The 23,910-nt window shown below is 46.6% G+C and carries 14 protein-coding genes and 1 riboswitch; of the genes, 2 read left to right on the forward strand and 12 right to left on the reverse strand.

Annotation, left to right across the window (positions count from 1 at the left end):
* Nucleotides 1-45: 45 nt before the first annotated feature.
* The 12 genes from addA to pyrR form a co-directional block, all read right to left on the reverse strand.
* The gene (addA, locus tag LP667_RS11630; protein ID WP_056988511.1) at nt 46-3,795 is read right to left on the reverse strand and encodes a helicase-exonuclease AddAB subunit AddA; all 3,750 of its coding nucleotides are present in this window, start codon (nt 3,793-3,795) and stop codon (nt 46-48) included.
* Nucleotides 3,788-7,390 carry a PD-(D/E)XK nuclease family protein gene (locus LP667_RS11635; protein WP_021731623.1) on the reverse strand — a complete coding sequence of 1,201 codons (3,603 nt, stop codon included), beginning with the start codon at nt 7,388-7,390 and terminating at the stop codon, nt 3,788-3,790. The genes addA and LP667_RS11635 overlap by 8 nt, the downstream gene beginning before the upstream one ends.
* Nucleotides 7,391-7,506: 116 nt before the next feature.
* Entirely contained in the window at nt 7,507-7,983 is a 477-nt protein-coding gene (locus tag LP667_RS11640) for a MerR family transcriptional regulator (protein ID WP_021731624.1), read from the reverse strand.
* Nucleotides 7,984-8,035: 52 nt separating this feature from the next.
* Nucleotides 8,036-8,992: a DMT family transporter gene (locus LP667_RS11645; protein ID WP_021731625.1), complete on the reverse strand. Its 957-nt coding sequence runs from the start codon at nt 8,990-8,992 to the stop codon at nt 8,036-8,038.
* Nucleotides 8,993-9,386: 394 nt separating this feature from the next.
* On the reverse strand, nt 9,387-10,025 hold the full coding sequence (gene pyrE / locus LP667_RS11650; RefSeq protein WP_021731626.1) for an orotate phosphoribosyltransferase: 639 nt from the start codon (nt 10,023-10,025) through the stop codon (nt 9,387-9,389).
* A 1-nt stretch (nt 10,026) separates the two neighbouring features.
* Entirely contained in the window at nt 10,027-10,740 is a 714-nt protein-coding gene (gene pyrF / locus LP667_RS11655) for an orotidine-5'-phosphate decarboxylase (protein WP_021731627.1), read from the reverse strand.
* Entirely contained in the window at nt 10,737-11,654 is a 918-nt protein-coding gene (locus LP667_RS11660; protein WP_021731628.1) for a dihydroorotate dehydrogenase, read from the reverse strand. Before LP667_RS11660 ends, pyrF begins: the two co-directional genes overlap by 4 nt.
* A gap of 42 nt (nt 11,655-11,696) precedes the next feature.
* A complete protein-coding gene (gene carB / locus LP667_RS11665; protein WP_021731629.1) occupies nt 11,697-14,873 on the reverse strand; it encodes a carbamoyl-phosphate synthase large subunit in 3,177 nt (1,058 codons plus the stop codon).
* A complete protein-coding gene (locus LP667_RS11670; protein WP_011101887.1) occupies nt 14,866-15,960 on the reverse strand; it encodes a carbamoyl phosphate synthase small subunit in 1,095 nt (364 codons plus the stop codon). The genes carB and LP667_RS11670 overlap by 8 nt, the downstream gene beginning before the upstream one ends.
* Nucleotides 15,957-17,249 carry a dihydroorotase gene (locus LP667_RS11675; protein WP_021731630.1) on the reverse strand — a complete coding sequence of 431 codons (1,293 nt, stop codon included), beginning with the start codon at nt 17,247-17,249 and terminating at the stop codon, nt 15,957-15,959. The genes LP667_RS11670 and LP667_RS11675 overlap by 4 nt, the downstream gene beginning before the upstream one ends.
* A gap of 3 nt (nt 17,250-17,252) precedes the next feature.
* On the reverse strand, nt 17,253-18,188 hold the full coding sequence (locus LP667_RS11680) for an aspartate carbamoyltransferase catalytic subunit (RefSeq protein ID WP_021731631.1): 936 nt from the start codon (nt 18,186-18,188) through the stop codon (nt 17,253-17,255).
* Nucleotides 18,189-18,332: 144 nt separating this feature from the next.
* Complete coding sequence (pyrR, locus tag LP667_RS11685; RefSeq protein ID WP_021731632.1) at nt 18,333-18,875, reverse strand: bifunctional pyr operon transcriptional regulator/uracil phosphoribosyltransferase PyrR; 543 nt, start codon at nt 18,873-18,875, stop codon at nt 18,333-18,335.
* An 829-nt stretch (nt 18,876-19,704) separates the two neighbouring features.
* On the opposite strand from pyrR, the gene LP667_RS11690 reads away from it, so the two are divergent.
* Entirely contained in the window at nt 19,705-21,294 is a 1,590-nt protein-coding gene (locus tag LP667_RS11690; protein ID WP_021731633.1) for a PucR family transcriptional regulator, read from the forward strand.
* A gap of 101 nt (nt 21,295-21,395) precedes the next feature.
* Nucleotides 21,396-21,494, forward strand: a riboswitch (purine riboswitch).
* Nucleotides 21,495-21,553: 59 nt separating this feature from the next.
* Nucleotides 21,554-22,894, forward strand: a complete 1,341-nt coding sequence (locus LP667_RS11695; RefSeq protein WP_021731634.1) for a nucleobase:cation symporter-2 family protein — start codon at nt 21,554-21,556, stop codon at nt 22,892-22,894.
* Nucleotides 22,895-23,910 lie beyond the last annotated feature (1,016 nt).

A 23,910-nucleotide genomic window follows, 5' to 3' on the forward strand; every position in this document is an offset into this window, starting at 1 on the left:
TGGCGTGCTTTTTCCAACTTTGTAGACACCACCTGACAGTCAAGCTTAATTAACTGGCACAAACACCTGTTGTGGCAGTGAGTACAAATACTGTTTAGTCACCTTTCCTGGATACATCGACGCTAGCGCTGCTGCATATAATTTAACTTGACCAGCGTAGCGCGTCTTCAAATCTTCAGGCTGCTTGACGTGGTCCGTCTTATAATCAAACAAGGTTAACCCATCATCCGTTTCTAAATAGCCGTCAATAATTCCATGAATCAGGACTTTTCCCGTTTCATGTTCATCAACATCGAAAATCTGACGTGCTGGAATCAGTAACGAGAATGGCACTTCGCGGTGCACCTTCGCCGGATTATCCAAAATTTGGCTGCCCAGCTCACTCTGGTAAAAAGCCACGATGGTGTCAACTGCAATCAATTTCGCGACATTGGTCGTTAAGACCCGGTTAGCCACTAACCCATCAATCGTACTTTGAACCGTCGTTTCATTGACCGGTTTGGTCAAATCAAGTTGTTCTAAAACTAAGTGGGTCGCACTCCCAACTTCCGCACTGGTTGGCGCCTGCGTAGTTTGTAAAAATTGTGGCAATTCCAGTGACCCAGTCACAAACCGGGATGTCGGTCGTGAACGCCGCTGACTAACAGTCGGGTTCGCATTCATCAGCGGGGTATCCGGATCTTCAAAGATTCGTTTTACTTCTGATACCGATTGGTATGCCGTCGTCGTCGTGGAAGCCTGGTGTGGATAATGAAAATTCAGTATCGTGGTCAGATAATCACGCGTTACTTGATCAACATCGATGGTGACTTGCTGTTCAACTAGTTCAAGCGCATCAGGTTGAGTACCCGTTACCGCTTCACTTTGCTCCGCCAGAACGGTGGTGGCATCTCCCAATTCAATGGCTAGCTTGGTCGGATCATCCGTCAATTCGTAATTGGGCCATTCATCTCCCCAATATGCCTTCATGGCCGGATGCCGCATCACGGCCATACCGACCCAATCTAATTGATTAGTCGCCGCAATTCGTGCCTGAGCACTCAAAACGCGCCCGTCGCTAGCAAAGGCTTGCCGCCATTTTTCGGTCGCGGTATCAATATCCTTGATCGTTCCAACCAAATAGAGCTGTTGCTGAGCTCGCGTAATCGCCACATATAGTTTCCGCATCTCTTCGGCTCGCATCTTCTTGCTGACTACCTGCTTAGTCACAACTTGTGGCAAGGTCGGGTACTTCACACGCGTTTCTGGGTCCAAATAAGTAATCCCAATCCCCGCTTCTCGGTCCAATAGCGCGCTCGAGCGCGTATCAGTCTGATTGAACTGCTTATCCATATCCATCACGAAAATCACGGGGTATTCAAGCCCCTTGCTACCATGAATCGTCATTACGTTGACCGCTTCCGCATCAGTCTCGGCCACGGCAGCTGCCAAGTCCTGGTCCTTTTCCTGCATCCGGCGAATAAAACGAACGAACTGAAATAAGCCCTTAAAACTGCCCTGCTCATACGTATAAGCACGTTCATATAAAGCGTGGAGATTAGCCTGACGCTGTTTACCAGCTGGCATTCCGCCAACGTAGTCTAAAAAGCCAGTTCTTTCATAGATTTGCCAAATCAGGGTTACGATTTGATTACGTCGTGCCAGATCTCGAAATTCAGTCAATTGTGTCAAGAAGGTCTCGATTTTAGCATAAACTTGATCACCATATTCAGTCGCCGGACCAGTTGGATAATTATGATAAAAGTCCTGGACGGCTTGAAAATAATCACTCGTTTTATTCTGGATACGCAAATAAACTAATTGATTTTCGTCTAATCCGACAATTGGCGAGCGTAGAACCGCCACTAACGGAATATCTTGATATGGGTTATCGATAATACTGAGTAGTGCCATCATGATCCGAATCTCAGTGGTTTGGAAATAATTCTGGGCATCATTGACCACAACGGGAATGTGATACCGCTTGAAAACATCAATAATTGTTAAATTATGATTACGTGTTGGTACTAGTAACGCCACGTCACTGTAACGAAACGGCCGGTATTCCCCATTAGCACGTTCATAGATTGGCTTATCTTGGGCCTTAAGTGCCAAAATCTTTTGGGCGACCATCGTGATACTCCCGACGGCAGGATCATCAATTGAAAAATTGGTTTCATCCGTGGAGACATCTTCTGTCGACTTGTCAGTTTCCGTCTGGTAAAGTAATAGATTCGTCGTTTGTGGCATATCGGCCGGATAATCCTTGGGCCCATACTTGAGGTAAGCCGCTTCATCATAATCAATTTGCCCGACCGGCGCGTCCATCAGCTGACTAAAGATTAGGTTAGTCAAATGATCGACATTCGCCACCGACCGGAAGTTTTCAGCTAATACGATCCGTTCCCCGTGTTCGGGATTCGTCCCAAAATCGTGATACTTGTGCAAAAATAATAACGGATCAGCTAATCGGAACTGGTAAATCGACTGTTTGACGTCTCCCACCATGAACATATTTCCTGGCTGGTCACGCGCCAACAACTGCAAAATACTTTCTTGCAAAGAGTTAATATCTTGATATTCATCAACCATAACTTCTTCAAATTGGGCCCGTAACTGCGCCAAAGCTGCCTGACCACTTTCATTGTCACTCGTTAAGATTTGCAACGTTAGGTGTTCCAAATCCGAAAAGTCTAGGACGTGTCGCCGCCGTTTTTCAGCTGCAAAAGCCGTCCTAAACTGCTTGGTCGCATCCACTAGCTCAGCCACAATTGACTTTGCCCCCACCATAATATCTAAGACTTGCTGCTCATCGGCCGCAAAATAGGTCTCGCTGAGGGTGGCCATTTGTTTCTTGACACCGTCAACAAATGTGCCCATAGTTTTGGCCCGCGCAGTCTTCTCCGGCTCGTCCTTATAAGTTTTTTTGAGAGCTCCAATCTTGAAAGTGGCGACTTGAGTACGTAACTCATTCCAACTTGCCGTTGCCAATTGTTCACGGAGCGTCGTCAGCGTTTTTTGTGCTGTAGCGAGTACCTCAAGCGTTTTCGGGACTAAGTCAGCATCCGTCGCAACTTTTTGCGCCTGTCGTAATTTCATTTGCATCCCATCGACTTCATTAATGAGCAATGGTAATAATTGTTGTTGATAAAAGGCACTGGCCGTTAACGCTTCCTCATCCACCTGATAAGGTTCTGGTAACTTGCTCAGCCAGCCTTCCGGATTCGGGGTCGACTGGGCAAAATCAAATAACCGAAAAATCAATCGACTGAGACCATCATCACTTCGATCATTAGAAAAATTCGCTGTTAATAAGTCAAATAACGTACCATCTTCATCATATAATTGTTCACGAACACTGTCCCAAACCTGATCACGAATGAGTAACCCCTCAGTGTTGTCCGTCAATAGGCGAAAAACAGGATCCAAATCAATAACGTAGTAATAACGCTGAATCACGCGGAGACAAAAAGCATCCAACGTACTAATGTTGGCTACCCCGAGCAAATTTAATTGCTGCCGTAATTGCCGAATCGCTGGTGACGCCGTGGTTTGCGCCGGATTGTCCGTCATTAACTGTGAGATTCGCTTATTGATTTGCGATTCCAGCTTTTGTTTCATATGCTTGGCAGCTAAGTTTGTAAACGTCACCACGAGTAACTGGTCAATATTCGTGCCGGCCAGTATCTTGCGCATAATACGTTCGATCAATACGGTCGTCTTTCCAGAACCAGCCGAAGCTGAAACTAACAAGTTATTTCCCTGCTGTGCGATAACAGCTTGCTGGCTAGGTGTATAGTTTGTACCCTCACTCATGGTTTTCTCCACCTTTCTGTGTCTTCAGTAAATCAAGAACCTGTTTGGCTGATAATGGCGGTAGATCCCGATAAGCATTTTCTGCCAACATTGCATCAAACTGCATAATTGATAGATACGGCGAATACTGTAAAGCAGTTGTCTTATCGTTCAGCCGAATTGGATTTAGTTGAATTTCTCCAGCGAAAATCGCTTCAGCAGCTGCAATAATCAATTGACTATTATGCTGTAATAATCGTTCTAACTGGTCATTCGTCACCAGTGAAGCTGCACGCCCCCCACTATACGACCCATCCTTTTTACGTGCGAATGGGTAAACTTTCGAGGTCCCGTTACCTTGTTGTAGTTCGCTATCTAAATGTTCCAATAGCTGCGGATCATCGAGCAAAATTCCCTTATACTTATTCTTCTTTAGGAGCGCTGCTTCAAAACCGCCCTGAATATCTTTTGGTTTCAGAGTTGGATTTTGAATGTGCATGTAAAGTGCGCCGGCTAATTTAACCGCAGCTTGATCAGAACCAACTAAAGCTTGCTCGTTGTGCAGCACAGCATCCAAATAAGTTAACATTTGCATTGCGAGACCATAGTAAGCCTCTTGAAAATCAAATTTATGTTGGGATGACTTATAATCGACGATTCCCAGGTAACTTTGATCTGCCACTTGGATTTGGTCGAGACGGTCAATCTTCCCCCGTACGTGCACACTATGCGTTGCATCAATTTGAAAATCGAGCGCTTTTAATCCGTGTTCCTTGCCAACGTTACCAAATAAGACCTCGGTTTGCTTCGGCTCAGCGGCTGACAGTTTACTTTGATTGCGAATCGCAAACGCAATCTGCCGGACTGTGTTGATTAACTGCCGTTGCAAGTAAGCCATCCGGTTAGAACTCGTCAAAATTGTAAACTGTGGTTGATCTAAGATTTGACGGGTCACAGTCTCTAAATACTGTCCTAACTGTTGATCACTGGCTTGAGCCAATGGAATTTGATCAGACCGTAACGCCTTGATGAGCCCATCTAAGACAGCGTGGAAAAACTCCCCAGTACTAGCAGCTGATAACTCGAACACATCACGCTCACGCAGTTTGAGCCCATATTTCAAGAAATAAGCGTACTGATTACGATAAAATTCTTCTAGTTTTGAAATTGACGTATAAATTTGATGCCCATACAAAGCCTCAACGCTGGCTGGTGTCAGCTTAACAGGTTGATTGCGATAACTTAATCCAGCCATCAATTGACGTGCTAGCTCACCGAATTGGGGGTCACGCGTCAATTGTTGCCGTAACCACACCCACACCGGAGCAGGTTGTAATGGTGCGCCAACACGATTACGGTCAGTATTCGTCGTTAACACATCGCGGTAAACCTGAATCACATGACTAATCGTCCGGCGCTTAGTCCCAACAAATGGCCGAGCATCGGCATTAGTCGGATCAGGCGTCCCAAGATAAGTATGTTCTCGCAAATTGAACTGACGTTGAATTCGCCGCACATAGTTGGACCAATTTAAATCTGTTTCTTGATCATCTTTTAAGGGGGCACTGAAAAACAAGTGTCGACGTGCACTTAAAAAGGCCAAATAATTCAGACAACTTTCATCACCAAGCTGAACGACAGCTGAATCATTTAAATAGTGATCACCATCTAACGAACTGAGCGTTGGTTGCAAATTTTCTTTATCCACATCACTCAATAAGTTGTTCGTCATAATCCGGTCAGGCATCACTAAATCTGTTGCCCCAACCATGAAGACAACTTTATGGTCCTGACTTTGAACCATTCCGCTCTCTGAAATTAACACCTGGTCCAACGTCGACGGAATTTGCGAGTAACTGGCACCTTCAAAACCCGCTTGTAATAGTGCCAAAAAGTCCGTAATTTCAAATGGCTCTGCACCTAAAATCGTCACGTATTCATCTAGCATCCCACAAAAAGTTTGCCAGGTCTGCTCAGGCTCGGCAGCTGCCCGGACATCTTGACGATCCAAGGCTTGATCGCGCCAAGCTAATAGCTGGTCCGTAACGCCCTGGCTTGTCAGAAAGTTGACCAGCAATGTCACGGCTGCTTTGCCATCCGGTGCTTGCCGCATTTTTTTAAAAAACGGTGGTAACGTTTCAGCAACAAAGTGATGAATCAAGTTGATTTGTCGCGAAATTTTAGCATTTTGATCCGTCTCGACCCCGGCGTCACCCTCGGTTAATTGAAAGTATTGCCAATCTTCCTTTTGTACCCACCGCTGGCCGTGATAACCACTTTTAAGGATAAAGTTTTCGGTCAGATCTACTGCTTGGCGGTAGGCTTGCCGATCCATCGGTTGCCCATTGATATTTGGCATCAAAAGCTCGGTTTTCAATACTCGCATAACATCACGATATTGATACTGCTGCGCGTCGATATCAAACAACGCGTTAATCAACTCGACTAACGGATGGTCGGCCATCGAACGCTGCAAATCCACAAAGTATGGTATTTCTAATTCATGAAAAGTCGGCGCTAACATCGTTTGGTAGGCATCTAAGTGCCGTGTCATAATCAGGAAGTCCCGATAATGATAATCGTCGGCGGGATCGGCATGTTTTTTCGCGACCATTGCCCGAATCATGCGGCCAACTTGTGCTAATTCAGTCTGCCGACTATCGGTCCGGAATAAATGCACATTCGTATTCGGCTCCTCGTGACCGGTAGCCGCTTGGGGCTGACCACGCCAAAAATCATCGAGAGCCACTAAGCCGGGAGCCACGCGCGGCGTGTCAGCATAAATATCTTGGCTAACCGGAATCTGACGAATACGGGCATACTGATAAAGCCGATAATAAAGCCGACCAGATTGATAAAATAAGGTCCCGTTTTCAGGCGCATGATCCACAACTTTATGATCAAGCATCAAACTGATTGTCACGTCCGCGCCCTGTTCCAGCATAGTCGTGATGATCCCCTGTTCCTGAGCCGGTAATTGAGCAAAGCCAGCGAGTTCCACATAAACGTGCGTTCCGTGCAAGTCTTGATGCCGTAGGTAAGCATTCAATTGAACGAGAATATCAGCGGGCTTAAGATACTTATCCGCAGTCGCCGCCACAAAGTCTTTGTAAACGATCGCCAGATCATGTAGCTTAGCCTGCAAGTCACCTGCCTGAGCATTCGCTGCCAATTGAACCACGTCTTCTGGCTGCAAATTAGCGGTCTGTAACTCATTAATTTCACGAGCCAACTGGGTCACAAAACCAGTTTGTGAGATTTCACCACCAAACAACCGCAGTTCGTCGGCATGCCGTTGTAAGATGCGGTATAACAACATATCAATTCCCGCCGCGGAAAGTCGTGGCACTTGATAAGCTGCTTCATTCTTCATCAAGTACCAGGCGAGACGGGTAAATGAAAATACTTGAACCTGAGTCTGGGCATACAAGTCTGGTTGTCCAAAAGCCCGTGCCAGACGGTTCAACACATCAACTTCAGTATCGAACTTAATATGGTTCGGTACCAAATAGAAAAATTGATCATGTGGCTTGGCCGTCAAGGTTGCCACTAACTGCGTAACCATGGTACGGCGATGGTCCATCTTGGCTGGTCCCAATACAAATTGTAGGCTCACCACTAATTCCTCCTCTAATCTGAACAAACGTTCTCATTAAGTTAGTCTCATTATCGCATATTTACCCATCTAAAAAAACACCTAACCCGTAAGTTAGATGTTTATTATAACGTCCATTAATTGCCTAGTTCTTCGGCCGTATGCCCCGAGTCCAATAAGTGTTGATACTCAGCATAAGTTGCTGATGCGACCTGATTGGTCCCCGACTTAAAGTGAATTTTTTCCGTACCGGCTGCTTTCGCCGTCTTGTAGTACCACTTTTTAAATCGTAGGTACGCTAGAGAACGTTGTAGTGACTTAATTTGATCAACTAGCACGTCCTCTTGTTCGTTCAAGAAATCATAACGTTCACCTAACGAATCGTCACCATCCAGACGCCACGAAACAAAATAGGCAATGTCTTTGATGGGCACACCCGCGCGCTTTAAATCCATAATCATCGCCATCAGCTGAATATTGTCTTCAGTAAATTGTCGACGTCCACCAGCATCACGTTTTACAAATGGTAACAAACCTTCCCGATCATAGTAACGAATCGCTTCAACCGACAGTCCCATCTGCTTGGATACTTCACCAATGGTATATACTTTCATCTTCAGTCCTCCGATATTCAATATACGACCAGCTACAGCCATCGACGGCTACTTAGAAAATCCGAATCAACGCAACCCCAATAATCATAACTAGTAGCCCCATCAACTGAGTACCCACGATTGGATTCTTCTTGGAAGCAAACCACCCAAATTGATCAATCATCAAACTTCCAGCCATTAGCCCAACTAAAACAATGACGACTGCTAGGCCGGTACCAACGATTGGAACTAAGTAAACATTACCTAAAACATACAACGCCCCAATCATGCCACCAACCCACATCCACCAGGGATTACGTGTTCCGGTAGGTGTACTCAATTTAAGTTGTGGCCGCAAGATTAGTACAACGACGATCAAGCCCAAGGTTCCGACCAAAAAGGAGATAAACGCCGCGTGAACCGTAGAGCCAAGTACTCGTCCTAAATGTCCGTTAACGGCCGTTTGTGTCGCGCTAAACATTCCAGCAACCACCCCTAATATTCGCCAAAACCAGAGGCCTCGTTGCACAGGTGTGGCTACCATTTCTGCTGTTTCAGCCATTCGATTATGGCGGTGATCAAACCACCCCTTGGCCGCAACCGTGATAATAACGCCAGCTAGTACTAAAATAGCGCCTAAAATACGTGTGCTCGTCAATGCACTTTTAGGAGAGTCAAACCACCCAAAATTATCAATCAACAATCCGGCTAAGATTTGGCCAAGCACAGGCATAATTACCGTTTGCACACTACCTAACTTCGGAAATAGCAAGATGTTACCAGTTAAATAAATAACGCCAAAGAACCCGCCCAGCCAAATCCAAACTGGCTGACTCGTAAATAAGGCCGTTGAAAAACCTAAGGTATGGATATCAATTAAGGTAATTATTGCTAAAAATAGCGTTCCCACGGCAAAGGAAGCTAAAGAAGCCAAAAATGGTGACCCCACTGAGCTGCGCAATCGTGAATTAATACTCGTTTGCATAGGTAACCCAACACCAATTGCCAACCCGACTAAAATTGCTAACATTAAACATTTCCTCATTTCTTTATCTTGTCTTAACAACATGTCACAGGTTACACCCTGTAGTTAACTACAGCTCAAGGATTATGTTTTAAAATATTTCAACCATTAACGTGATACTAACTACTTTAGCATGGATTGTGACAAACCGCCTTACACATCACGTTAATCGATTGGTAGCAGTTTATAGGTGCTTTATCACCGACCTACCCACGGAGACGTCTAATAATTATTATTTTCGATTCTCAGTAAAAACGATCACCACAATCAATTGCACCCAAGACAAACCCGCATGCCAATATTAATATGACTCCATAATTAAGATAGTCATGAAAATAATTACCGTTTGGTATTATTTTCATGACTATTTTGATTGGCAATTCAGTTATAGTTATTAATACTAATCAATCGTTCCCCAGTGTTCCGGATCTTGACGCCACGTATGCAATGAAGCTAATTCCCCGTCATCAATATAATCGGCCTGGCGGGCAACCTTGATCAATTCAGGATAGTTGGACAAGCTGAACAGTGGTAATGACGCAGCGGCAAAGTTTTGTGTCGCAGCGTCTAAAGCGTAACTGAAGATTGCCCCAACGGCCTGAATATCGCCGCCCGCCGCTTGCACGGCCTTGGCTGCCTGCAAAACACTACCACCGGTCGAAATCAAATCATCCAGCATGACAACTTTTTGACCGGGCTTTAACACCCCTTCGATTTGGCGGCCAGCACCGTGGTCCTTAGGTTTAGCACGAACATAGATCAATGGTAGATTTAACAATTCCGCCACCCAGGCTGCATGGGGAATGCCAGCCGTTGCGACCCCCGCAATCACTTCGGTCGCCGGGTATTCACGTTTGATGATGGCGGCAATGCCCTGCGCAATATGTTGACGAACCGCCGGATAAGAAATCGTCAGCCGATTGTCCGTATAAATTGGACTTTTAATGCCACTGGCCCAGGTGAATGGGTCGTTTGGTCGTAGTGTAACGGCTTTAATCGTCAACAAATCAGTGGCGATAGTTGCTGCAATTTCACTCATATTAGTTACTCCATTCTGTCATAATATCGCGATACGCTTGAACCGGATCAGCGGCCTGCGTAATTGGCCGCCCGATGACGAGACCGTTGCTCCCAGCCTTAGCAGCGGCAGCCGGTGTCATCACCCGTTGCTGGTCATCTGACTGCGCCGACGCTGGCCGAATTCCCGGCGTAATTCCGAGAAAATCAGCACCGACGGCCGTATGAATCGCCTGAACTTCTTGGGCGGAACAAATGACGCCATCACAGTCACTCGCCCGTGATAGTTTGGCATAATGCACGACACTCGCCCGCACCGTCCCCATGATCTGCTGGTCCTGATTCAAAATAGCTTGATTAGTCGAAGTTAACTGCGTAATCGCTAATAACTTGGGAGCAGTAACCCCAGCGGCCGTTGCGCCTGCGACCAATCCTCGTTTGGCGGCTGAAAGCATCACGTGCCCACCCGCAGCGTGAACCGTCGTATAAGTTACCCCTAACTGCCCAATCACCCGCATTGCGGCTTCGACAGTATTGGGAATATCATGTAGTTTCAAGTCTAAGAAAACCGCGTGGCCGCGCGCTTGCACTTCCGTCACAATACTCGGTCCCGCCGCGTAAAATAACTCCATGCCGATTTTGACAGTGACATGTAAATCAGCCGGAAATTGGTCTAAAAAAGCTAAGGCCCGTTCGGCGGTGGGAAAATCTAACGCAATGATAATTGGTCGCTTCATCCTTGGACCTCCTGAATCAACGCTTGCAAGCTGGTGATCCCGTACTGATCCATCGCCGCCGGTAAGCCAGCAATAATGTCGGTACAAGCAGTCGGGTGACCATACGTTGCGGCCCCAACTTGAACAGCATTTGCACCAGCCAGGTAAAATTCCAACACATCAGCCGGCGTGAACACGCCACCAACGCCAATAATCGGCAACTTGGTATGTTGACGCACGTCATGGATCATCCGAACCGCAAGTGGATGAATGACTTTTCCAGATAAACCGCCCGTACCATGCGCTAAGATCGGTTGACGTGTGGCTAAATCGATGCCCATACCCGTTAACGTGTTAATCATCGTCAGTCCAGCCGCTCCACCAGCTTCGGCAGCGAGTGCAATTGGGACAATATCAGTGACATTCGGGGTCAGCTTCATGAAAACTGGTTTATCGACCGCGGTAACAATCGCCTTAGTCAACGCCGTTACCGTCGCTGGATCAGTTCCAAAGGCTAGGCCGCCATGGTCGACGTTTGGACATGAAATATTGATTTCCAATAATTTGACGTTAGGTGCCGCCGCCATTTTTCGTGCGACTGCCACGTATTCATCAAAGCTCGCCCCCGCGACACTCCCAATAATCGGTAAATCCGGATAATGAGTCGCTAACCACGGTAATTTATCGGCCAGCACATTGTCAATTCCGGGATTCTTGAGTCCAATTGCATTGAGCCACCCCGCGGTTGTTTCCGCGGTCGTTGGTCGTGGGTTGCCCGCTTTCGGTTCGGCGGTGGTCGACTTGATGACCAAGCCCCCCAGCGCACTCAGGTCCAACTGTTGAGCCATCTGTTGACCATATGCCGCCGTACCACTAGCCGGCATAACCGGATTTTTGAACGTGACACCGGCTAAATTTACTGTTAATCGTCCCATCGTTTTCCTCCTATGATCAAGCTTATCGGCGGGTGTCCTGATTTAGAGCGCCTGTGTTACAAATGATTGTGATTCTCGTACTTGCAAAATTGCCGCGACCGTATCTAAGGCCGTAAACAATGGAATACCGTGCATAATTGACGTGTTTCGAATCAGGGTACCATCATTTTCAGCCTGTTCTTCATCTGAAACCGTATTAATGACGACTTGAACTTCGCCAGCTTCCATGCGATGCAGTAAATCATGCTCGCCACTATCGATTTTGTCGACGGTCGTAACGGGTAACCCGTGTGTGGTCAGAGCAGTCGCCGTTCCCCGAGTCGCTAGCAATTGGTAGCCCAACGCATGGAACCGCTTGGCTAACGCCACTGTTTCTGGCTTGTCTTCATCCCGGACTGTCAAAAGTACGTTACCATGGCTCGGCACGTGTAGTTTAGCCGCTTCAAAGGCTTTGTAAAGCGCCTTTGCCATCGTGACATCGCTGCCCATGACTTCACCCGTTGACTTCATTTCTGGTCCCAACAAACTATCCACACGATTCAACTTTGAAAATGAAAAGACCGGCGCTTTGACGTGTACTAAGGGACCCGGTGTGACCAAGCCAGTCTGATAGCCTTGTTCAGCCAATGACTGGCCAAGGATTGCCCGAGTCGCAACTTGAGCCATCGGAATGTTCGTGACCTTGCTTAAGAATGGCACTGTCCGGCTCGCGCGCGGATTGACTTCAATCACATACACTTGGTCGTCGTGGATTACGAATTGAATGTTCATCATCCCGACACAGTTGAGTGCAATGGCTAATTTTTCAGTATAATCCACAATTTGTGCTTGGACCGCCGCCGAAAGTGACTGCGGCGGATAAACGGCCATCGAATCGCCAGAATGGACCCCCGCCCGTTCGATGTGCTCCATAATTCCCGGGATCAAGACTGTTTGACCGTCACAAATGGCATCAACTTCACATTCTTTCCCGACCAAATAACTATCGACTAAAACGGGGTGGTCATGCGACACCTTGACCGCGTTATGCATGTAATAGTCTAAGTCGGCCCGCTTCTTGACAATTTCCATCGCCCGGCCACCAAGGACATAACTGGGCCGAACAAGGACGGGATAGCCCAACTTATCCGCAATAGCTAGCGCGGTTGCTTCATCACTTGCCGTATCACCAGCCGGTTGTGGAATGGCTAAAGCTTTGATGACCTTATCAAATTCGTCACGGTCTTCCGCCCGGTTGACATCCGCCACACTCGTCCCCAAGATTTTGATACCATGGTCAGCTAATGGTTTTGCTAAGTTAATCGCTGTTTGACCACCAAATTGCACAATCACGCCCACTGGTTTTTCGAGTTCGATCACGTTTAAGACGTCTTCAATCGTCAGTGGCTCGAAATACAATTTGTCTGATACTGAGAAATCAGTCGAGACGGTTTCCGGATTACTATTCATGATAATCGCTTCATAGCCAGCTTTTTGGATGGCTTTAACGGAGTGAACGGTGGCATAGTCGAATTCCACCCCTTGTCCAATGCGAATCGGCCCTGACCCTAACACTAAAACGGATGGGCGTTTCGTAACGATACTCTCATTTTCAAACTCATAAGTGCCGTAGTAATAAGGTGTCTCCGAGGCAAACTCACCGGCACAAGTATCGACCATCTTATAAACGGGCGCTAATTTGTGCGCTAAGCGGAAGTCGCGAACCTGGTCGATCGTTTCGTGCCAATAGTCAGCTACCGTTTGATCGGCGAAGCCATTGCGTTTAGCGACAGTTAGTGTCTCTAAGTCATCCGTATGGGTACGCAAGGCTTGTTCGATTTCAATAATGTGTAATAGCTTATCCAGGAAGAACACGTTGATCTTGGTGAGTTCGGCTAATTCATCAATCGGGTAACCGCGGCGAATTGCTTCCGTTAAGTAGAATAACCGATCATCCTGCGCATGAATGAGCTTATCGCTAAGTACATCATCGTCAACACTGCGCAAAGCGGGTTCTTCAACGTGGTGCACCCCAATTTCTAGTGATCGGACCGCCTTTAGTGTGGCTTCTTCAATATTACGCCCAATCGCCATGACTTCCCCGGTTGCCTTCATCTGAGTGCCCAAACGACGATCAGCATGGGTGAACTTATCAAACGGCCAGCGAGGAATCTTGCAAACCACGTAGTCCAACGCTGGCTCAAATTCAGCGTAAGTGGTGCCCGTCACCGGATTTTTAATTTCATCCAAATGCAAGCCGACTGCAATCTTGGCAGCCATCTTAGCAATTGGGTAACCAGTCGCTTTAGAGGCTAACGCTGATGAGCGACTGACCCGTGGATTTACTTCAATAATATAGTAGTTAAAACTATTCGGATCGAGAGCCAACTGAACGTTACAGCCCCCCTCAATCTTCAACGCCCGAATAATCTTCAAAGCAGCATCCCGTAATAATTGCACTTCGCGATCGGCTAACGTTTGAACGGGTGCATAGACGATTGAATCACCAGTATGAATGCCCACGGGGTCAAAATTTTCCATATTGCAGACGACCATCGCATTATCGGCAGCGTCACGCATAACTTCAAACTCAATTTCTTTGTAACCGGCAATGCTTTGTTCGATCAGAACTTGGGTCACTGGTGACAACGCCAACCCATTTTCAGTAATGTCGTGTAACTGTTGGGGCGTCTCCGCAATCCCGCCGCCAGTCCCCCCCATCGTAAAGGCTGGTCGCACGATGACCGGATAACCAGCTTGCTCAGCGAAAGCCAAAGCCTCGTCAACCGTCCGCGCAATCCCAGAAGCTGGCACGGGTTCGCCCAATTCTTCCATGAGTGCCTTAAACTGTTCCCGGTCTTCCGCTTGATCAATTGCGCTGAGCTTCGTCCCTAACAGTTCAATGTGCAACTCATCGAGAATACCTGATTTGGATAATTCCATCGCCATATTCAAGCCCTGTTGGCCGCCTAAAGTTGGTAAAATCGCATCGGGATGTTCTTTACGCAAAATCTGTGAGACAAATTCAAGTGTGATTGGTTCCAAGTAGACCTGATCTGCAATTTCTTTGTCCGTCATAATCGTTGCGGGATTAGAATTGACCAAGACCACTTCATAATCGAGTTCTTTTAATGCCAGGCAGGCTTGCGTCCCAGAATAATCAAATTCTGCGGCCTGACCAATAATAATTGGCCCTGAACCAATTACCATGATTTTATGAATATCTGTCCGTTTAGGCATTGAATTGGCTTCCTTTCTGGGTGGCTTGATTAGCGGCCATCAAATCAATAAATTCGTCAAAAATATGATCAGCATCGTGAGGACCTGGCGCTGCGTCCGGATGATATTGCACGGAAAAGGCCGCGTAGTCGCGATGCCGTAAGCCTTCCACGGTACCATCATTAATCTCCTCATGGGTGATTAACAAGTCAGTCTGCGCTAATGAATCCCGGTCCACCGCGTAACCATGGTTTTGCGACGTAAAATCAATCCGCCCAGTTGCAATCTCACGAACGGGATGATTAAAACCACGATGTCCGAACTTCATCTTGAACGTGTCCGCACCGTTTGCTAGCGCAAAAAGTTGATGTCCGAGACAAATTCCAAATAGCGGCACATGTTTTTCCACTTCTCTGATCATCTCTAAGGCTCCCGGAACATCTTTGGGATCACCAGGGCCGTTCGTCAACATCACACCATCCGGATTCAAAGCCATGATTTCACTGGCCGTGGTATTGTACGGCAACACCGTCAAGTTACATTGACGCTTTGCTAGTTCGCGTAAAATCGAATGCTTCAAACCAAAGTCGACGACGACCACGTTAGGACCTGTCGCTGGGTTGGGATAGGCGTTATTCGTTGAACTCTGAGCAACAACCGCCCGATTTAATTCCGTGACTTTGAGCCGGTCAACCGTATCCGGTAAGACGTTATCGACGATGGTGGCCTTCATTGCACCCTTCGTGCGGATATGTTTAGTGACCGCCCGCGTATCAATATCCATAATGCCAGGAATCGCATTTTGTTTTAGATAATCGTCCAACGACTGAGCGTTACGCCAATTACTGGCTCGCCGGGCAACTTCGTGAACAACAACGCCCTTACAAGTTGGTTTGATTGACTCATGGTCATCCCGATTAATGCCGTAATTTCCAATCAAAGGATACGTAAACATCAAGATTTCACCATTATAAGACTGGTCTGTGATTGACTCTTGATAACCACTCATGCCGGTATTAAAGACTAATTCACCAACCGTGGCCGTTGTCGCACCAAACCCCGTGCCGGGGTAAATCGTACCATCTTCAAGTACTAAGTATCGTTTCATGCTTGCGTTTCCTTTCCATATGCCAACTTACCGTCAACTAGTGTCATTAAGACGTTGCCATAAACGGGCCAACCGATAAACGGGGAGTTGTGCCCCTTCGATAACATGGTGGCCGCTTCGATTTCATATTGATGATCTAAATCAATAATGGTTAGATCAGCCGGTGCCCCCACTGCCAACCGGCCAGCTGTATTTAAGCCAAATAGTTCGGCTGGGCGCGTGCTCATCAGTTCAATTAAACGACCGAGCGTCAGTAACCGGGTCTTGACCAGCGCCGTATATAGCGTGGCAAAGGCCGTCTCAATCCCGGTAATCCCGAAGGCGGCCGTCTTCATGCTGCCCTGTTTTTCGGCATCAGTATGCGGCGCATGGTCCGTCGCAATCATATCGATCGTGCCATCCAATAATCCCGCAACTAACGCTGCGCGATCCTTGGCTGAACGCAACGGTGGATTCATCTTTAGCATCGGGTTATCCATCGTAATATCTTCATCACAAAGGAGTAAATGATGGGGCGATACTTCACAAGTCACGTTGATGCCAGCTGCTTTCGCATTACGAATCACGCGTAAACTTTCCGCCGTTGAGACGTGACAAACATGGTAGTGAACCCCACTCGCTTCTGCTAACATGACATCACGGGCCACTTGGGCCGCTTCTGAAACATTATTGATACCAGGCAATCCCAGCCGGTCAGCAACGGGCCCCGCGTTCATCACGCCATGGTGATAAAGCGAATCATCCTCAACGTGCGCCGCCAATGGCAACCCAACTTTAGCAGCGCCTTGCATGGCTGCAAACATGGTTCCGGCCGTTTGAACACCGGAACCATCGTTACTGACGGCAAAGGCCCCCGCCGCTTTGACACCTGCGAAGTCAACGAGCTGTTCACTAGTCCGGCCAGTTGTAATGCTGGCATATTGCGTGACGTGAACATGCGCTTCCTGCTGATTACGCGCCACCATCGTCGCGACCCGCTCAGGTGTATCGGGTACCGGATCCACGTTAGGCATTGCTCCGACCGTTGTGAAACCGCCGTGCGCCGCAGCTAACGTTCCGGTCGCAATCGTTTCCTTCGCCGTTTGGCCTGGATCGCGTAAATGAACGTGCACGTCGACAAAGCCCGGACTAACAAAGTGCTGATCGGCACAAATGACGTGATCCGCCGGTCCAAACTGCTCGTGTAGTTGATGCCCAATCGCCTTAATTCGGCCCTCGGCAATCAGGATATCCGTTGTTTGTAATTGCCCAGCTTGCCACACTTGCGCATTCTTAATTAATGTTGTCATGCGTTAAACCTCCACTTGAGTTGCTGAAATTAACCCTTGATGAGCGAGGACGCTCGCCACCATTGCCATCCGAATATAAACACCATTCGTCATCTGCTGAAAAATTCGTGATTGCGGCGCTTCAACTAAGTCACTTGCTAATTCAACACCCCGATTAACCGGTGCCGGATGCATGATGATGGCCTGCTTAGGCATTCGTGCGGCGCGTTCAGCTGTTAGCCCATACTGTTGATGATAGGCAGACGCATCGAAGGCCTGATTGTTCACTTGCGATAATCGTTCGTGTTGGACCCGTAATAACATCATGACGTCCATCGTTGCGACTAACTGGTCCATCGTCTGATATTCGCCGTATGCTTCAAAGTCACGGCCATACCATTCCTTCGGGCCACCAAAGTAGACCTTAGCCCCTAACTGTGTCAATAACGCCATATTAGAACGTGCCACCCGCGAATGCGCTAAATCACCCACAATAGCAATTTTCAGACCATCGAAATGCCCAAATTCTTCATAAATCGTTAACATATCTAGTAACGATTGTGACGGATGCTGCCCACTCCCATCACCGGCATTGATTAGGCTCATATCAAAGCCAGCTTCAAGTAACGGTTGATAATAACGATCGCGTGGATGCCGAATTACAGCTAAATTAACCCCAATCGCCTGAATCGTTTTCAACGTGTCCAACAAACTTTCACCCTTAGTTACTGAACTGGTCTTCGGATCAAACGGAATAACTTGTAAGCCTAGCCGCCGTTCAGCCATTTCAAAACTTGTATGTGTGCGGGTACTATTCTCAAAAAATAAGTTCATCGCAAACGTTGGCTGTGACAGTTGCACCGTTTTACCATTCTTAAAGGCCTGCGCCAACTTCAGGTAGGCCATCACGTCTTGATTACTGAATTGTTCAACACTAACTAGGTTTTGACTCGTTTTCATGGCTATCGCCGTCTCCTTTGTGTACAAAAAAGTCTAGCTTCCGCAAAATGTTTGCAAAGAGGCTAGACTCCGATTAAGTGGTCACGCATGACCAAACCGTTTCGTTCCTCTCTGGAAACAATTAAATGGTTTTATTCAATTAAATCATTCTTCTAATTTTTCAATACTAATGCCATCATGACCATCGTGTTCTTCAAGCGCCACACTGACTTGTTCATCCAAGGCCGTTGGAATATTTTTACCAATAAAGTCGGGCCGGATTGGTAATTCACGGTGTCCACGGTCAACTAATACGGCCAACGAAATCTTTGCGGGACGTCCATGGTCCATCAAAGCATCTAAGGCGGCCCGTACCGTCCGGCCTGTAAATAAGACATCATCGACCAAGATAACGTGTTTGCCATTGATATCAACTGGAATATCAGCACCATTTAGCTTGGCTTGACCGGCAACATCAACCGCATGGTGATCATCCCGATATAACGTGATATCTAACGAACCAACTGGCACGTCAACGCTTTCCAACTGCTTCAATCGTTGCGCTAACCGTTGGGCCAAAAAAATTCCGCGGGTCTTGATACCGATAAATACTAGGTTACCAACACCCTTATTTTGCTCAATAATCTCATAAGTGATCCGCGTCAGCGCGCGGCGCATGGTCATTGCATCAACGACTTCTCGTGCCATTAGTTTGTCAGCTCCATTTCTGTAATTTCACCTTAACCTGCGGGTTGAAAAAAAGGGCCGTCCCGTTTTCCTGTGAAAAGCGTGGGCGACCCTAACATGACCGTTCCCCTTGTTAGCCTCACAGGACTAAGTTAAAGGTGCTTGTTTAATTGGACTAAGTGTAACGAACTCCACCACGACTGTCAAGGGTTAATCAACCCGAGTACATTAATTATCTGATGACTTTGAGCGTTGATCATTAATATCGGTATGTATCGTTGATAATACGGGCCAGTTAGCTGGATGCCTATTCATCAGCATGCGCGCGTCCTAGTCCGAGTTTTAGGCCGGATGCCAATTGCTAGAACCGAGCAGACCTCGATTTGAACTCCGCAGAACCCCCCTACGCAAATTCAAATATGCGTCTTCTGCTAGCCGGGAACATCACCCCGACAAGCAATACTTTGCCCTTGAGCATGGTGTCACCCCCGCCCCGCCAGTCTCAAGCTTGCGAGGGGCGGGGGTGAAGCTAAGCATTGCCTAACCAACGGATTAATACGGTCTCGTTGGCGTAGCAAACACAGGCCGCAGAGGCGCCGAACACGTTTCGGTAGTATCGCCTAGAAGCCGTATCGTATGTTTACATTAACTCGTCTTTTTTCAGTGGTCTACGATGCTGGCTATTTTGAATAAGGATATAGCACGTTTGACCAACATTGAAATCTATTAACCCGTAACACTAATTCGACACTTCATTTGTTTTTAATCTATTTTTCATTTAATTATAGTCAAACTGCCAAATTATCGGTATACTACTTGTTAAAGATAACTAATTTTAGGGGGACTTACCATGCGTTTACAAACACTATTACAAACACCATCAATGCAACATATGCGGGTAATTGCGGGTGAACGCGGTCTCAAGCGCGAAATTAGTAATATTGGAATGATTGAATCACCCGACATCGCCAACTATCTCGCCAATGGTCAATTTTTGATTACAAATGGCTACCCATTTATTAATACGACAACGGACCCCTCGACCTTAATCAAAGCAATGCACAATGCCAATTGTGCCGGCCTTGGCTTTAAGGATCATCGTTACGTTGACCATTTGCCCAAAAAGGTGCTCGCTTTAGCGGATGAATTAGCCTTTCCAATTATTATCACACCCGGCGATGAGCTGATTTCTGAAACCATGCGTAAAATGTTAAGTATTATTTTAAAATCCCAGACTAATGAGCTTAGTCGGATCGTTACGGCTAACCAAGCACTTGCTGATTTGTTGTTAAAAGACCCAACTAATACAACCGTCTTGAATAAGTGTAGTGAGCTCATCCACCACCCAATCTTTTTAATGGACAGTCATTTTCGCGTTGTCAGTGCCTCACAAGACCTGCCAATGACGCGTCACACTTTGACAGACTTTTTACGTAACCAGACCGATATCGACTATTTCAACCTTAATACCCGCGTCATCCTCCCCTACCAGACAACTGACTTAACCATCATGCCGCTGTTTTCAGCCTACAAAGAAAACAAGGCTTTTGTTGGCGTTCTAGACCTGGATCCAGCCAATTCAACCGATCAGATGCTCACACAAGTCGTCCTTAATACCCTAAGTTTCGTCAACAGCCGCGTAGACATGTTGAACGAGTCAGCTTTCCGTAATCAAAGTGGCTTCTATCTGAATGTTATGGACGGCGGTATTTCTAATGAGCTCGTGAATAAGACGCTAAAGGCCCGCAACATTGATCCAAGTACCAAGTTCCACTGCGCAACTATTCTAGTGACCACTACTCATCAGGCATTACTAAGCAACCACCTTTTAGAGCAGGTGCAACAACTCACACTATGGTTTATTAAAGAATACCAGGCTGCTGTCATTGTTTTTTCATTAAAACAGCAATTAGTCTTATTAATCAATGATCAACAAAACGCCCAACACTTTTTAACGGCCCTCGTTCAATTTATTCAGCCTAAGTTAGACAAACAAGCCCGTTTGATTGCTGGTTACAGCTATTCGACATTACCCTTAACGGAACTTGCGACTATTTATAATGAAGCCGCGGAAGCTTTAGCACTCAGCAAGAATAGCCCCCATGCGGTCACGATTTATCGGCCAAAATACGTTAAAGAATTGATCTCATTGATTCCCAAAAACGAAGCCCGGTCCTTTGTCGAACGTGTCTTAGGCGGACTTGTCAGTGGCGTGAGTGCTCACGAGCAGCTTAACTTATTAACGACTCTGTACGGATATTTTTATTACCATCAAAATATCGCGGAAGTTGCTGGTCACCTCGACATCCATCGGAATACCGTGATTTACCGGCTCAAAAAAATCGAAAAAATGTTGATGTTGAATTTGGACGATCCTGAGCAGACCCAGACACTTGAAATGGCCGTGTTACTTTGGCATAATCAGCAATCGCAAAAGTGAACGTTTTCATTTTGAACTTTCGTGAAAAAGCCGTTTTCACGAACATTAATTTATTCGGCAACATTTGTATTCGGTTTTCATCTGTGCTAGAATAAGTCTCATTCAAATAAGTGGTAATTGCCTATATAATGTCATGATATGGTTGACGAGTTTCTACCCAACCCCGTAAAGGTTGGACTATAAGCAAACGAGGTCATCCCGTTTGCCGGGGTGACTTTTTTTATAGGCAAATCAGCTTAATCGAGAGAGGAAGATTGATTTGAAGGAAGTATCCGTAGCACCTAAAATTACCAACATTAAGGCGGCCGTTTTAGGATTTCAACATCTGTTAGCCATGTATTCGGGTGATGTGCTTGTTCCGTTATTGATTGGGGCAGCCTTGCATTTCAGCCAAGAACAATTAACTTACTTAGTTTCAATCGATATTTTCATGTGTGGAATTGCAACATTCCTACAATTAAAACGCACTCCGCTAACAGGGATCGGACTTCCCGTCGTGCTTGGCTGCGCAGTCCAAGCCGTCAATCCACTGATTCAAATCGGTAAAACGTACGGTCTGGGGACCATGTACGGTTCAATTATTGGTGCTGGTATTTTTATTTTCTTGATTGCTGGACTGTTTTCAAAAATCAAGAGCCTCTTTCCGCCCGTCGTCACGGGATCACTAATTACAATCATTGGTTTCACCTTGATCCCAGTGGCCTTTCAGAACCTGGGTGGTGGCGATACTAGTGCTAAAGATTTTGGTAATCTACAAGCACTAGGTATCGGTTTTCTTACGATTGCCATTATTTTATTAATTAGTGTTTTTGCACGGGGTTTTATGAAGTCCGTTTCAATTCTAATCGGGATCTTAGTTGGTACCTTGATTGCTGGTGCCATGGGCATGGTTTCCTTGAAACCCGTCGCCGAAGCCAGCTGGTTCCACTTACCGACCCTCTTTTACTTTGGTACTCCCCATTTTGAATGGTCATCTATTCTGACGATGATCCTCGTCTCATTGACCACAATGGTCGAATCAACCGGGGTCTTCTTTGCCCTTGGCGACATTACTGGTCGTAAAATTGAAAGTGATGATTTAAAGCGGGGTTACCGAGCAGAGGGGATTGCCGTTATTCTTGGTGGATTATTCAGTACTTTCCCTTACTCAACCTTCTCCGAAAATGTCGGGGTCGTTCAATTATCCGGTGTCAAAACACGGAAACCAATTTACTTTTCCGCAGCCTTCTTAGTTATCTTGGGCTTATTGCCTAAGATTGGTGCGTTGGCTACTATTATTCCCGACCCAGTACTAGGCGGCGCCATGGTCGTCATGTTCGGGATCGTTGGGATTCAAGGAATTAGAATGTTAGCTCAAGTTGATTTTCGTAATAATAATAACTTGCTCGTTGCAGCCGTCTCCATTGGGCTTGGTTTAGGGGTCACAGTTCAAACGAACATCTTCCAATTTCTACCAGGCGCACTTCAAATCATGTTAAGTAACGGGGTTGTCGTGGGTAGTCTAGCCGCAGTTGGTCTCAACTTACTCTTCAACCGACACGCGGCTGAGACCACTGTCGATGACGAATCAGTCGGTCTTAATGAAACTGAACAGCATTAATCATTATTCTTAAACGCAGCGGCTCACATCCCGACAACACGGGGTGTGAGCCGCTGTTTTTTGTTCGGATACGTTACATCAACTCTTTTTAATCATCCCTTCCAATCAAATTTATGCTGACGTGCATTCACTGAACACAATCAATCCACACGCTTCGCTAGTCAACCGTTCATGAATCATGATCAAAACATGCCAATTGGTTAAGGTCAAAAGCACCAGCTTAAACCCGCTGGAAAAAGGTCGAACTAGCGTAAACATGTTTGGCTTGAGCGTCCTAGACCGACTTCCAGGCATTTCTGCCAATTGCTGGAACGCGATGGACACAGATTTAAGCCGAAACCCACGTCTTAAATGCTGGTCTTCCATAGGCATGCAATATTGTCGAAACGTGTTCGAGCCAACCTGGGTCTGCGGTTAGCTACACAATATTGCCAATCGGGGAAGACCACCCGCTTAGCAACATCGCTAGGCTAATCCTCAACCCAACCCGGTTGGACCTCACACTCTTGAAGTGCTGAGCATTGTCAGAAATACCTTCCAGTCGGGACAGCGTTCGAATGGCAGACATGGACGTACCCAACTTTTGATGAATTGATCATTATTTTTCTCAAACGATAATCTTGTCAGCAAATTGTCAGACTGATAATCCTATTTTGACAGTTCAACTATGCCTAAATCACCATATTAGTATTGGAGTAGCTAAAATGGACGATGATAACTTAACGTTTAATTGAAGTCCCAGTATCAAAATATTCAACGACCGATTGTACCAAGTTAAGTGGCTGTTCATCAGCCATTCGAGCGGCTTCCCGAAACGTGTTCGGTGCCACTGAAGCCTGTGCTTGCTACGCTAACGGACTAATGCCAAAACCGCATTAATCCGTTGGCTAGGCAATGCTCGGCTTCAACCCGTGGCCCCTCACACTCTTGAGACTGGAGGGGCTGGGTGACAATGCTCAGTAGCCAAATTATTCTTAGCTGGAAGTGATCTTCTTCCGGCTTAGAATAAGACTCGT

The sequence above is a fragment of the Lactiplantibacillus paraplantarum genome, from assembly GCF_003641145.1.
Classification (GTDB): Bacteria; Bacillota; Bacilli; order Lactobacillales; family Lactobacillaceae; genus Lactiplantibacillus; species Lactiplantibacillus paraplantarum.